Origin of the sequence: Streptomyces sp. NPDC058257 (genome assembly GCF_042881845.1) — a bacterium.
Lineage (GTDB): Bacteria > Actinomycetota > Actinomycetes > Streptomycetales > Streptomycetaceae > Streptomyces.
Genome location: NZ_JBHVXJ010000022.1, coordinates 29,362 through 41,664, shown reverse-complemented (window position 1 = coordinate 41,664; position 12,303 = coordinate 29,362). Strand labels below are relative to the sequence as shown.

Here is a 12,303-nt window from a genome sequence, read left to right as displayed (position 1 = left end):
TCTCTCCAAGAGGTCAGTCGGTCCGCAGGCTGCGGACCTCGAATGCGCGCGCCCATTCGGGGTGGCGCTCGATGAGGAGCCGGACATACCGGCTGCGGAAGTTGTTGTTGAGGCGGAACTCGTCGCCCTCGGTCGCCGTGACGTAGCGCCAGCGCAGGACCTCGAAGAGCATCCCGATGCCGACGCGGCGCGCCCCGCGCTTCAAGTAGTCGGCGGTCAGGGCTTCCAGGGCACGGAGCACCCAGGGGTTGAGCTGGTGGAACGACTCGAACTGGGCCTGGATCGACGGTGCGTGGCCCTCGGGCTGCCGCACGGTGTGGATGACCAGGCCCGGTATCTCGTCCTGGACGACTGCCATACCCGCCCCCTGGTGACTGATTTCAAGAATGTCACCTATCTTGAGGGTTGGAGGACAGATGATCAACCCCACCGTCACCAGGCCCGACTTCACCTCTACTCGGCTCGGGCAGCGGCCCGTTCGGCCGCATCGTCCATGCGCGCCTCGCGGGCCTCGTTGAACCGCACGACATCCCGGAGCATGTCGATGGCGAGGTTGGAGTTGGGATTCTTGAGGACGTAGAGCGAGAGGGCACCCTCGACGATCAGGGTCTCGCTGGACTTCATGGCGGCAACGTCGCCGCCGCCCGGCGCGGTCAGGAACTGCACTGATGCCTCCTTGGTGATTGCCGTCCCCGTGAAGGGGATTACTTATATCTTAGTGGCAATTCGGGGCAAAGTACAGGTTTGCGCAGGTCAGACGGCCTTTCGGGCGTGACGGCCTCGGGTGAAGATGCGGCTGCCGGGACCGTCGTACGTGCCGTCCCGCAGAGCGGTGACGACCGCCTCGTCCACATCCCACGGCAGACTCCGCGCGCTCTCGCGCAGCGCAGGGACTGCCTCAATGACGGTGTCCAGCATCCAGAGCCTCGACCCGGACAGCAGCCAGTCGCTCCCGGGGAACCGCCCCGTCGCGATCGTCGTGGCGAGCGTCCCCTGCGAGGGCAGGTGGAACATCTCGATGATCTCCTGCTGGCCCACGAGCGGAGGCAGTTTGTCGCTCAGGTCTGGTTCCCAGCCCTCACCCTGCTCGGCAATGATCCGGGCCTTGGCGTCGAAGTCGACCTGCCGAAACCGCTTGGTGGTCGTCCCGAAGCGGGCGGCGAAGCCGAGCGGCCAGTACCGCACCCCGCTGACAACGATCGCTGTCGACGGGTCCAGGATGCGGCGGCTCGCCGCCAGCCACTGCGAGATCATCATGGGATCGACGCGATACAGCGCGGCGAACTCCTGGTGCCCGACCAGATACGGCTTACGCCGACTCATGCCCCGTCCTCCGCTGTCTGTCCTGAGTGCAGTGGGCAGCGTAGCTGTACCCCCCGCACTACCGTGCGCGGCGGTCGCTGCTACGGTGGCCGCGGTCTTTCCAAGAGGACCAAACGGCCCCCGCTTCGGCGGGGGCCGTGTGCGTTTCCGCGCGCTCTACGCGCTCTTCCCCTCGTGCCGGTCTGCCTCAACGGAGCTGAGCCGGGCCACGCCACGCTCCTTCACCTGCCGCGTGAAACGCAGGGCGTGAACGGTACGGCCGCCCGTCGCCGCGCGGAACGCGGCGGCCACCCTCACCTTGGTCAGCCGCCGCTCGTCCAGCGTGAACAGAGGGCCGTCGGTACGCGCCCCAATCAGCTCGCGCAGCAGCCTCACCGCCAGCACGCTGATGCCGGCCTCGAACACCCCGCCCTCTTTCGCGTGCCGGATGACGACCACGCGGTCGAGCAGCTCCGCGTCCGGCACGTCGAGCGCCAGGACCTCGTCGAGCGTGACTTCCGATTCCCAGAGCAGTTGCCACACCGCGCGAACGGCGTCCGGAACTGCCGGATCCGCGAGCGCGGAGTCCACTTCCAGATCGGTGACGAGCAGATGTGTCGTGTCCATCGAGACCCCCAGGCCGCAGGAAAACAGTGCGCCCTCACGCTATGCACGCTGTCGGACAACACGTCCCGACAGCCTGGGGGTTCATCTCATCCGCGCGCCAGGCTGACGACGGTGAGCGCCACGGCCGTGATGCTCGCCAGGACAGCGACGGTCGGCAGCGGCCACCGCGTCTTTTCCAGCGTGCTCACCCGCTCCTCCAGCTCCTCCAGGGCCTTGTCCGTCTGGTCACTGCGCTGGACGAGCAGTGCCAACTGACCGTCGATACGGGCCAACCCGACCTCCAGCGCCGCGCGGAGCTCGGCCAGAGCGAGAGCGACCTGTCCCTCGGGCATGGCTTCCTCCTCTTCTCTCGCCACCAGGACGATCAGTACTTGGGGGTGGCTGGATCGCGCTTCACCGTCAGCCACGATGCCGTTCCGGGCCTGCCTAGCGCCGTACCGAGGGTGGACTTCAGCGCGCTGAGCGCGGCCGGTATCGCGGAGACCGCGGCGGCCTGCCACGCCGACAGGGAGACCATGTCCGTCGTACTGGATGCGGCCATCAGGCCGAGCAGCGACTGGAGGTAGGTGGCAAGGGTGCGCTCAGCAACGTCGGCAAGGGCCTGCGGCATCGGGTCGTGCTCCTGTTTCGGGGTGGTCGGGGTCGGTTCGGCCGCGTCGGCCTGGTGCGGGACGTGCAGGTCCGCCCAGGTCTTGGGCCCGGGGATCCCGTCGGCGTCGGCACCGTGGAGGCCGTGCTTGATCTGGAAAGCGGCGTACGAACGGCGGTGCGCGTCGTTCCAGACCTGGCCGGGCGCCGCGTCGTAGGAGTCGCAGCCCTCGGCAATCAGGCGCTTGGCCATCGCGGCGATCACCGGCGAGGAACGCCCCTCCCGGAAGAACTGGGCACCGGGGTAGGCCGCGTACTTCGGCGTCGGCTTGGGTGTCGGCTTCGGGTCCGGCTTCGGCTTCGGCTTCGGCTTGGGACCTGGCTTGGGCTTGGGTTTCGGATCCGGTTTCGGGTCCGGCTTGCCGCCGCCCTTGAGGTGGCGGGCGACACGGGCGCGGAAGTCGTCCATGTCGATGTTGCCGGGGTCAGGCTTGCCCGGCTGCCATTCCTTGTGGCCGATGACGCTGTGCTCGTTCCAGCCGTGCGCATGGCAGATCGCCGCTGCCGCCCGCGCCATGGCGTCGAGCTGCGCCGCCGGCCACGCCTGGCCACCGGTGTTGATGCACTCGAAGCCGTAGAAGTGGCGATTTCCGTCGGTGTCCGCCTCGTTGTCACGCGGGAGAGTCGTCTTCTCCGCGATGACCGCCAGCAAGACGTCCGTGTCACCCATCCCGGCGTGATTGCAGCGCCCGTATCCGACCAGATGCACGGTGCCGGAGCGGTCGATCACTCCATGGCACAGGGGTCCGGGAAGATCCTGGTAGCCGGTACGGCAGAGCTCCACCATGTCGCTCTCGGAGCTGTACGAACCGGTGTGGTGGATCATGACCCCGTTCAAGGGGCCCCAGTTGCCATGGGTGTTGCGGTTGTGGGTGCGCCATTTGCCGTGCTCGACCACGCCAAGCCCGGCGCCCTTCAGCACGGACAGGAACCTGTCCGCGCTCAGCGGTGTAGCCACGCGCCTCGTCCTTCTCCCCTGCGCCGGATGGCAGTCGGCCGTGGCCGCTGCGGCGGTCCGGTCCCTCGGGAGTGCGAAGCGGGTGGAGGGTCACCCGGGCGCCATGCTACCGGCGGTGGCCGGGCGCAGGGCAGGTCAGGTGTCGTCGCGCTCGGTCCGGAACGACGTGCTGTCGAGGCTGATCCAGGATGCCCGGACGCTGCCACCGCCCTGAACGCGTAGGTGCACCAGGCCCTTGGGGTCGATGTCGAGCTGGAGCGAGCGCCGTGCCGCGTCGGATGCGACGTCGACCGTGCGCGGCGCTTGGGGCCAGTAGCCCTCGGGCAGCAGCGCGACAAGCTGCTCGTCGACGGCGCGTCCGCCGGTGAGTCCGATACGGCCACTGAACTCCGTGGTGTCCCAGGGGTTGGCGCGGAACTGCGGTGGCTGCTCCTCGTCCGGGACAGTGGTCTCGCCGGTCAGCGGGAGGTCGCGCCATTCCGGGTACGGTGCGCGGCGGGCGCGTTCCAGGGTGGTGACCCTCTTCTCCAGCCGGGCCAGTCGGCGGCCGAGGGTGGCGATGGTGTCCGGCATCTACTCTTCTTCTCCCTCGCCCGTCTCTTCCTCGGGCTTGTTGGTGCGCTCCAGCTTCAAGGTCACGCGTTCGGCGGTCTCGCCTTCGCCGGGCCGGACCGTCCAGCCGACGATCCGGCACCATCCGTCGTAGGCGGTGTGCGGCTCGAACAGGCGGACGCGCACGTCGTCCCCGACCCTCAGCGCGTGGATCGGCGCGGCGGGGTGGTCGATGATCTCCAGCTCGTCCAGCGAGGGCAGGACCTGGCGGGCGAGGCGCTCTCGGCGGGTCCGCTGTTTCAGCTTCGCCTCGTCCTTCTCGCTCGTCTCCAGCCGGTGTTCCAGGCGCAGGCGGCCGTTGCGCTCGCCGTCCACGACGACCTTGCGCTTCTTGCCCTCGCCCGCGCCGAGCCCGATGACCCACTGGGCGTAGGAGTCGGCGTCCTTGATGACGTGCGGGGTGCCGACGACGTTCGCGCCCGTGGTGAACGTCAGGTCCTCCCTGCGCCGGCCGAGGCGTGGTGCGCCGAGGAGGATGCGACGCTCGGCGCGGCGCCCGCGCCAGGCCACGGCCTCCGACCACTCCAGACCGTCATCGATCTCGGCCATCTCGTCCACCATCTCGCCCAGATTGCGCGGGTCGGTCTTCGTGGTGGCGTACGGGTCCTTGGCGGTGCCGGTCTTCGCCTTCGACTTCGTGTCGTCCACACTCACGCCGAGGTCGCCGTCCGGCTGGGCCTGGGCGTAGGCCCACACGTCGCGGATCACCTGGCACGGGTCGGCCTCGATGTACGGGCCGCGGCCGTCGAGGTTGCCGTGGAGGTCGAAGCGTTTGTGCAGGTAGCTGGTGAACCCTGCGGCTTCGACGGGCAGGGTGTTGCCCTCGGGCTCAGCGCGCCACAGCAGGCCGCCCCAGTCGAGGCGGTCGTTGCGCTCGACCAGGAGCACGGCGTCGCCAGCGTCGAGCGTGTCACTGAGCGAGCGCCGGAACGCCGTCGGCAGGGTCGCCTTGAATGAGCCGGGCCCGGATATTTCCGGACCGTACTCGACCTCGCCCAGCGGGAGGTTCCAGTGCAGGACGTCACCGGTCGCGGCGCGCGCGACGATGTAGCGGTAGTCGGCCATCGTCACGCAGGCCCTTCCGTGAACGCGATATCGAGCGTGACCGTGGTGCCCTTGGCCACGCTCAACTCGCCGTCCCCGTACTTGTCGTTCTGGTTGATCTCGACGGCCAGGTGCTGGCGGGTGCCCCGGTAGGCGGGCGGCACGGCGAGCGTGTCCGCCAGGGTCACGCTGGAGCGACGGGTCGTCGTCCCGTCGTCGTCCACGACGGTCGGCTGCGCGGCGCGCTCCCCGAACCGGGTGCGCAGCTCGGCGTACACGGAACCTGCCTCGGCGCGCAGGCCGGACAGGGTGATGACGATGGTGGCCGTGGTCGCCCAGGCCGGAACGTCGAGGCCCCAGGCGGCTTCCCTGGGCCAGGCCGCCCACTGGCCGTGCTTGCCGGGCACCTCCTCTGTCTTCGTCGGGTGCACGGTGCGCAGCGTGCGTTCTGTGCGCGGGTTTGCGATCTGCCGCAGGTCGGTGACCATGTCGGCGGTGATCGCCGCGGTATTGCGCGGCAAGGCGATGCGGGCCAGGGCGATCCCGGTCATGTCCTCGGGCACGGTGGCGACGTCGTGGGCCACGCCCTTGATGACGTGGAAGTAGCCGATCTCCTGCGTGCGGGGGTCGCGTTCTCCCTCCCACTCAGGGTCCTCGATCCGCAGGACGATCAGGTCGGTGCGGGCCACGGGGCCCGTCGGCTCGACGTCGACCCGGGCGTCACCGATGTTGCTCTGGGTGTAGGCCCCTTGCCACGGGCGGGAGCCGTGGATGAGGGCGGAACCGTCGCCGACACGGACGCCGGGACCCGGCGTCTCCAGCGGCCGGACCTTCAGGTCCTCGCTCTCCGCGACGCCCTGCCGGCCTCGGGCGAGGTCGCGGATCATCAAGCGCATCGCACGAGCGGAGTGGTCGGCCCCGCGCACCATCATCGGGGGTTGCAGCGTCACGAATGCTCTCCGTTCACAAGGTGGTGTACGCCGACCGCCACGCCACCTCGAGGCGCGCGGTGCCGGACGGGTCGTTCGCGCTCCACGCGATCTCGGACCGGCCGGGCGGGAGGGTGAACAGGTCGAGGCGCGATGCGGGGCTGAGGTCGTTGGCGACGTTGACACTGCCGTTGCGCAGCGCCCAGCAGGTGTTGGGCCGGGTCTCCATCTCCACCCACTCGCCCTCGCGCAGCGACAGGTCGAGTTCGAGGACGCGGCGGGTCACGGTGTTCCAGATCCGAGGGTTTGCCACGGGGCCGTGCACACGCAGGCTCGGGTAGGTCGACACATCACCGCGGTTGGTGACCCAGCCGGGCCGGTCGTCGGCCGGGCGATGTTCTGGGTCGGCAGGGCGGCGGGACGTGGCGGGGCAGCCCATCGCCTCGTCGACGGTGCGGTCGGCGCCGGTGTGGTGGGCGGCCTGGTCGAGGCCGAGCGTCAGCTCGGACAGCTCGTCGGCGTACCAGCGCGGGCTGTCCAGGCCCACGAACTCGACGTCGAGAGGTATCCACCCATGTATTGCGGTGGCCGTGCTAGTCGCCTCCGCACGGCGAAGTCGACCGTACATACGGCGCGTTGAATGGCCGGGCCACCTCCCGCGCAGTACGTGACGGCCGTCCGGAGTCGTCCGCGCGTCTGGGTCATCCAGGGCCCGTTCGAGCCGGGCGAGGATGTCGGCGGCCTTCACCGGGTCTCCGGGCGTCTTGATGCCCGCCTCGAAGCGGATGGGGCGCGGACCGTAGAAGTCCCGGCCCGGTGCGGTGCCGTCGCCGTTCGGGTTGTCGGCGTCCTGAGCCCTGGTGGCAGGTGCGCCGAGCCCTTCGATGTTGCCGATCGGGACGTAGCTCCCGGTGCCGAGGACAACGCCGCCGATCTCGTACTGCCAGGGGGCCAGCGGCGGCGGGTTCTGCTTCTTCGCTGTGCTCATTTCACACTCTCCCGCCCCGCTGCGCGTTGCGCAGGGTGCGCATCATCTCGGTGCCGATCTGCTCGGGGGTGGCGGCGCTGTCGGAGACGGTGACCGGCATGGAGCCGATCAGCGGCTGCTGCTCGCGCACGACGACGACCTGGACCCGGCCGCCAGCACGGGCGTCGACCACACGGGTACGGGCCCGGTCGCTGCCCGTGCGGACGTCGAAGGAGCGCACGACGCCCGCCATCGCCGCGACGCTGCGGGCCTGTTTGAAGGAGCTGGCGAGCATCGGGTTGTAGTCACGGCCGCGGGGGCTGCGGACGCCGCCGTTGGCGAACCACTCGACCTGACCGCCGAAGCGGCCCACGACGTCCTCGACAACTGCCTTGCTGCGGTCGCGCTTTGTGACCGAAAGGGGTACATATGCCTCGCCCTGAGTCTCCGGCTCACCCCATATGCGCCAGGACCCGGCCGGAGCGATCTGGGCTACGTGCTGTTCGCGTCCGCTCCGGGGCGCCGCACCCCCGCGCACACCGCCGTTGGCGTAGTACTCGACCACCCCGCCGTTCGCCTGCTTGAGGTTGGGGTTCTGGATCATGTCGGGGATGCCGTTGGCGTCCTTGTCGTTGGACGACGGCTTGCGGATCATCTGGGTGAAGATCGGGATGGTCTTCCCGCGCAGTCCGTTGATGCGTCCCTGGATCTCGTCAGCCGCCTTGCGTGCTCCGCCGGTCGGAAGGGTGATCTTGACGTTCTTGCTGCCGGGCACCTTGGTGATGCGGAACCCGAGCGCCTCCAGCTCCTTGCGGGCCTGCGCGGTGGGCGCGCTGACGGTCACGTGCTTCGCGCCGGGCGTCGCCCGGATCTTCGCCTCCACACCCTGGAGGCCCTTAATCGCTGCGGCCGTGGATGCCGAGACCCGCACGTTCTTCGAGTTGGGGGTCCGGCCGAGTTTGTCGATCAACCCGTCCAGGTTCTTCTTCGCGGCTGCGGTCGGCGCGGTGATCTTGATCTGCCGGGTGCCCGGCACGGTCTTCACCGTGAACCCCAGCGAGCGCAGCTTCTTCTGCGCGCCGTCGCTCAGCGAGTCCACCTTGATCGTCTTGGCCTTCGGCAGCCGCTGGAACTCCGCCTGGACAGCGATCAGGTTGGCGAGCGTGCTGTCCATGCCCTTGGTCTGGAGCAGCAGGCTGACCTTCGAGGGCAGCAGGCCGAGGCTGTCGGCCACACCCTGGGCCTGGGTCTTGGTGAGGCCGTAGCTCTGGGCTGCCCGGATCGCCGCTGCGCGAGCCTGGCTCATCTCCCCGCGGGCCTTGGCCAGCGCCGTCGGCAGATCTTCACCGTTGCGCTTGGCCAGGTCGAAGGTGGCCACGGAGGCATCGGCCGCCGCATCGGACAAGGCGGTGAGCTGGGTGTAGAGGCCCTGGCCATTGCGCGTGGTGGTGTTGAGCGTCTTGTCCTCGTTGACCAGCTGCTTGCCGCCATAGCCCTGGTCACGGTTGACGTTCTTGCCGCCCTCCTTCAGGTCGAGGACCGCGCTGTTGACCTTGGCCTTCGCGGCCTGGAGAGAGATCTGGCCGCCCGACAGCAGGTCGAGGGCGCTCTTGAGAGAGCGGGTCCGGGTGTCGGCGTCGGCGGTCTCGTCAGCGAGGCCGCCGACAGCGCCCTTGAGCCGGTCGTACGCCGAGGTGCCGTCGCCCGCGCCCTTGGTGGCCTTCGCCAGCTCCTTCGCGTTCTTGATCGACTCGGACATCTCACCCTTGACGCTGCCCAGGGCATCGGCGGCGTCCTTGTACTGCTGGCCGACGTCGGAGTACTCCAGGGTGGTCGCCTTGCCGCCGGCCAGGTCCTTGTAGACCTTGTGGTCGTCGGCCGTGGCCTGGAGCTTCTTCTGCAGCGCGTCCAAGGACGTGCCCTGCCCGAGGTAGGCGTCGGTCAGCGTGGAGACCGGCACCCCCGCCTGCTCCATCACCTTGGTCAGCTGGCCCTGGCTGACCTTCGTGTCGAGCAGGACCTGAGCGGCCTGCCCGCGCACGTCGCCGGTGATCTGGCCGCCCGACTCCCGCAGCGCGGAGGTCAGGGAGGAGATGCGGGACTGGTGCTCGGCTGCCGCCTGTGCCGCGCGCTGCTGGCGGGCGGCGAGCATTCCCAGGCCGACGGAGACACCGGCCATGGCGATACCGAAGGGCCCGCCCAGGGCCCCGGAGATGCCGGACATGGCCGAGCGCAGACCCGAACCGGCCGCGCGGGTCACTCCGTTCATCGTCCCCATGAACGTCACGCCCGCGCCGTTCGCGCTGCGGAACGCGGAGGTCATGTTGCCGAGGAAGCCGACCCGGGCCTGGACCGCCGCCCAGGCCGCCCCGTACCGGCCCAGTGACACGCCCGCGCTTGCGGCCAGGGTCTGCTGTACCCGCATCTGCTGGTTGAAGCTCGCGAAACCGCTGCGGACGGGGCCGGTGACGGTGTTGGCGAGGTTGGTCAGGCCCGGCTGCGCGCGGCGGAACAGCAGCATCGCCAGGGCCGCCGACTGAATGGGGGCGGGCAGCGCGCCAAAGGCGCTGACGAGACCCCCGACGACGTGCCCGATCGGGACCAGGACGGCGGAGAGGCCCGAGACCGCGTCCATCGCCAGATTGGCGACCGTCGCAATGATGTCGAGCGTGCCGGCTGCGGCGCCGCCGTCCTGCCCGAGACCGGAGATCGCGTCCAGGATCGGTTCTGCGCCGTCGGCCGCGTTGCCGAGCACGTCCCCGAGCGTGCGGCCCGCGTTGATCAGCAGGTTCAGGCCGGTGGCCAGCGTGTGTTCGCCCAGCTCCTTCAGCGGGCCGATCAGCGCCTGGGCGTCATCGATGAGCCCGCCGAGCCCCGCGCTCGTCTTGGCCTTCAGTTCGGGGCCGTACAGCGTGGCGAGGTTACGTCCGTACTCCAGCGCGGTCGTCAGGTACGGCGTGGCCCCGGCCATGCCGCGTGTCAGCAGCCGCGTCACCCACTCCAGGCCGGGTGCCATGCCGTCGTACAGGGCGAGCCCGGTCTGCCGTGCCTGGGTGCGCAGCTGCGTCATCGCGCCGGTCAGGCCCTGTCCGCGCGAGGCGGTGATGGACGCGGCGGCACCGGTCTGGCGCACCGCCACCGACAGCGCGTCGAAGGACTCGGTGCCCTGGTGAGCGAGGGCAGCGGCACCACTCAGCGCGGGCTTGCCGAACGCCTTGGTGACTCCGGCGGTGAAGTCCTTCTGCGACAGGTTGTGTTCGGCCTTCGAGAGACCGTCGATGACCACCCGGAGCCCACGGAATTTTCCCTCGGCGTCCCAGGCGTCGATCCCCAGGTCCTTCAGGGCGCCCTGCATCTGTGGCGTCGGCGCCGCAAGGTTCGCGAACATCCCTCGGATCGAGGTTCCGGCCGTCTGCCCCAAGATGCCGCTCTTGCCGAGCATGCCGACCGCGGCGGCGGTGTCCTGGAGCGAGACGCCAAGGGCGTTGGCGACCGGTCCGGCGTACCGCATCGAGTAGTAGATGTCGGTGATGGAGCCGGAGGCGTTGTTCGCCGTGGCGGCCAGGGTGTCCGCGGCACGGGCCGACTGGTCGGCACCAAGACCGAATTGGTCCATGATGTCGCCCAAATACTTGGCCGAGGTGGCGGCGTTGACGTCGGCCGCCGAGGCGAGCTGGAGCGAGGCCCGCACAGCATCAATGGACTGGTCGGCCCGGAAACCGGCTTTGCTCAGCTCGACCATGCCTTCGGCGGCGTCGGCGGCCGTCGAGCCGGGCAGCGTCAGGTCGTTGCCGAGTTCCTGCGCCACAACGGAGGCGCGCTTCATCTGTCCGGCGGTGGCTGAGGTGACCGCCCGGAACAGGTTCATCTGCTTCTGGTAGCGGTTGCCTTCCTGGATCATCTCGCCCGCGCCGAGTAGCAGGCCGCCACCGGCGAGCATGTTGGTGGCGGACATGCCGCGCCTGCCCGCTCCGGCCGTGGCGCGCTGGAGCCGGGTCATGGAGCGGGCTCCGTCGTCCCCGGCCGCGCGCAGGCTGGCGCGGGCAGCCGCAGCACGGGCGGAGATCCGGTTCAGCTCGCCGACGGCCGCGCGAGTGGACCGGTTCAGCGCGTTGAACTGGCCTGCGAGGCGGGCCCCGTTCGCATCGAGGCGGGCCAGAGACCGATTGGCGGCGTCAGTGCGGTCGGCCAGGGCCCTCATCTGGCCGGAGGCAGCACGAGTTCCCGCGATCAGGTCGCGGACCTCGGCGCGCATCGCGACCGTGAGGGTGAACCCGGCCACCGCTGGCGGCCTCCTTACATGGTGCGGGAGTGGATCAGGGGCGCTGTTCGTACTGCTCGCGCGGGAGGAGCTGGATCTTCACGCCGTAGCCGGACCGGTCCTGCGGGACGTGGTCGCGTTCCTGCTCGATCAGCTCGCAGCCGGGGCAGCGCAGGGTGTCGGTGACGTAGGCGTGGGGGTCGCCTCCGCGCTTGTGGTCCCACTCCTCCAGCCGGGTTTGACACTCGGGGCACACAGCCCGCTGCCACTCCACCCAGGCCAGGGCTTTGGCCCGGTCGAGGTCGCTCCAGCGACCGTCACCGCCGAGGAACTGCGAGTGCGGGATGCCGTAGGCGGCGCACAGCTCCAGCTCGGACCGCAGCTGCGCATCACGGCTCAGCCTTTTCCCAGCTCGACCCGGCTCTCCTGCTGTACCTGCCAGGCGGCTTCCCACAGCGAATTCGCGTCGGGGGCAGACCAGCCGTTCAGCAGTTCCTCGGCCTCCTTGGCGCTCATCCCGTCCACCGAGGCGGCCGAGACCAGAGCAGCCGGAAACGTGTCGGCGTTGAAGATCGCCCCCTCGTCCGCCTGCTTCTCGGTGGGCGGGTGCTGGGAGATCAGGTCCTCAAACACGGGGCGTGGCAGCGCGCGGAACGTCAGGAACTCCGAGGCAGCATCCAGCGCCACGCCGGCCTCGTCTCGCGCGGCGTCGGCGTCGGCAGCCTGCCGCTCGGCCAGCTCGTCACCGGGGTTGGCCTCAGCCACGAACCGGGCGCGACGGGCCGCCTGTTCTGCCTCGTCGTACCGCTTGCGCAGCTCGTCGTCGTCGCAGACGCGGAGCCGGTTCTGCGGGCGCGCTCGGCGGCGGAGGCGATCCATCTTGGCCGACCACGCCCCCTCCGCCGGGCTGGCGGAGGGGGACGGGCCCTTGGCCTGTGCGGGACGCGTGGACACG

12 protein-coding genes and 1 pseudogene are annotated in these 12,303 nt (G+C 69.8%); all 13 read right to left on the bottom strand.

From position 1 onward, the window contains the following. Positions 1–13 precede the first annotated feature (13 nt). Complete coding sequence (locus ACFVXC_RS35355; protein ID WP_384277530.1) at positions 14–358, bottom strand: hypothetical protein; 345 nt, start codon at positions 356–358, stop codon at positions 14–16. 95 nt (positions 359–453) lie between these two features. After that, complete coding sequence (locus tag ACFVXC_RS35350) at positions 454–666, bottom strand: hypothetical protein (protein WP_384277532.1); 213 nt, start codon at positions 664–666, stop codon at positions 454–456. An 87-nt stretch (positions 667–753) separates the two neighbouring features. Beyond that, complete coding sequence (locus ACFVXC_RS35345) at positions 754–1,323, bottom strand: hypothetical protein (protein ID WP_384277535.1); 570 nt, start codon at positions 1,321–1,323, stop codon at positions 754–756. A gap of 156 nt (positions 1,324–1,479) precedes the next feature. Further along, the gene (locus ACFVXC_RS35340; protein WP_384277537.1) at positions 1,480–1,929 is read right to left on the bottom strand and encodes a hypothetical protein; all 450 of its coding nucleotides are present in this window, start codon (positions 1,927–1,929) and stop codon (positions 1,480–1,482) included. Between the two features lie 86 nt (positions 1,930–2,015). Beyond that, entirely contained in the window at positions 2,016–2,261 is a 246-nt protein-coding gene (locus ACFVXC_RS35335) for a hypothetical protein (RefSeq protein ID WP_384277539.1), read from the bottom strand. A gap of 329 nt (positions 2,262–2,590) precedes the next feature. Continuing rightward, positions 2,591–3,535 (bottom strand): annotated as a pseudogene (locus ACFVXC_RS35330) (peptidoglycan-binding protein); the annotation flags it as partial. Between the two features lie 135 nt (positions 3,536–3,670). Beyond that, positions 3,671–4,108, bottom strand: coding sequence for a hypothetical protein (locus ACFVXC_RS35325; protein ID WP_384277541.1), 438 nt, complete (start codon positions 4,106–4,108; stop codon positions 3,671–3,673). Continuing rightward, entirely contained in the window at positions 4,109–5,218 is a 1,110-nt protein-coding gene (locus ACFVXC_RS35320; RefSeq protein ID WP_384277544.1) for a hypothetical protein, read from the bottom strand. Continuing rightward, positions 5,215–6,141 carry a hypothetical protein gene (locus ACFVXC_RS35315; protein WP_384277546.1) on the bottom strand — a complete coding sequence of 309 codons (927 nt, stop codon included), beginning with the start codon at positions 6,139–6,141 and terminating at the stop codon, positions 5,215–5,217. The genes ACFVXC_RS35320 and ACFVXC_RS35315 overlap by 4 nt, the downstream gene beginning before the upstream one ends. A 13-nt stretch (positions 6,142–6,154) precedes the next feature. Beyond that, positions 6,155–7,108 (bottom strand): hypothetical protein, encoded by a 954-nt coding sequence (locus ACFVXC_RS35310; protein WP_384277548.1) that lies wholly within the window; start codon positions 7,106–7,108, stop codon positions 6,155–6,157. Position 7,109: 1 nt separating this feature from the next. Further along, positions 7,110–11,369 carry a phage tail tape measure protein gene (locus ACFVXC_RS35305; RefSeq protein WP_384277550.1) on the bottom strand — a complete coding sequence of 1,420 codons (4,260 nt, stop codon included), beginning with the start codon at positions 11,367–11,369 and terminating at the stop codon, positions 7,110–7,112. A gap of 34 nt (positions 11,370–11,403) precedes the next feature. After that, complete coding sequence (locus ACFVXC_RS35300) at positions 11,404–11,802, bottom strand: TFIIB-type zinc ribbon-containing protein (protein WP_384277553.1); 399 nt, start codon at positions 11,800–11,802, stop codon at positions 11,404–11,406. Beyond that, positions 11,745–12,302, bottom strand: coding sequence for a hypothetical protein (locus ACFVXC_RS35295; protein WP_384277555.1), 558 nt, complete (start codon positions 12,300–12,302; stop codon positions 11,745–11,747). Before ACFVXC_RS35295 ends, ACFVXC_RS35300 begins: the two co-directional genes overlap by 58 nt. Position 12,303: the final 1 nt, after the last annotated feature.

Coding starts and splice junctions, on each gene's coding strand:
- ACFVXC_RS35355 (WP_384277530.1), bottom strand. CDS start 358: ATGGCAGTCGTCCAGGACGAGATACCGGGCCTGGTCATCCACACCGTG.
- ACFVXC_RS35345 (WP_384277535.1), bottom strand. CDS start 1,323: ATGAGTCGGCGTAAGCCGTATCTGGTCGGGCACCAGGAGTTCGCCGCG.
- ACFVXC_RS35340 (WP_384277537.1), bottom strand. CDS start 1,929: ATGGACACGACACATCTGCTCGTCACCGATCTGGAAGTGGACTCCGCG.
- ACFVXC_RS35335 (WP_384277539.1), bottom strand. CDS start 2,261: ATGCCCGAGGGACAGGTCGCTCTCGCTCTGGCCGAGCTCCGCGCGGCG.
- ACFVXC_RS35325 (WP_384277541.1), bottom strand. CDS start 4,108: ATGCCGGACACCATCGCCACCCTCGGCCGCCGACTGGCCCGGCTGGAG.
- ACFVXC_RS35310 (WP_384277548.1), bottom strand. CDS start 7,108: ATGAGCACAGCGAAGAAGCAGAACCCGCCGCCGCTGGCCCCCTGGCAG.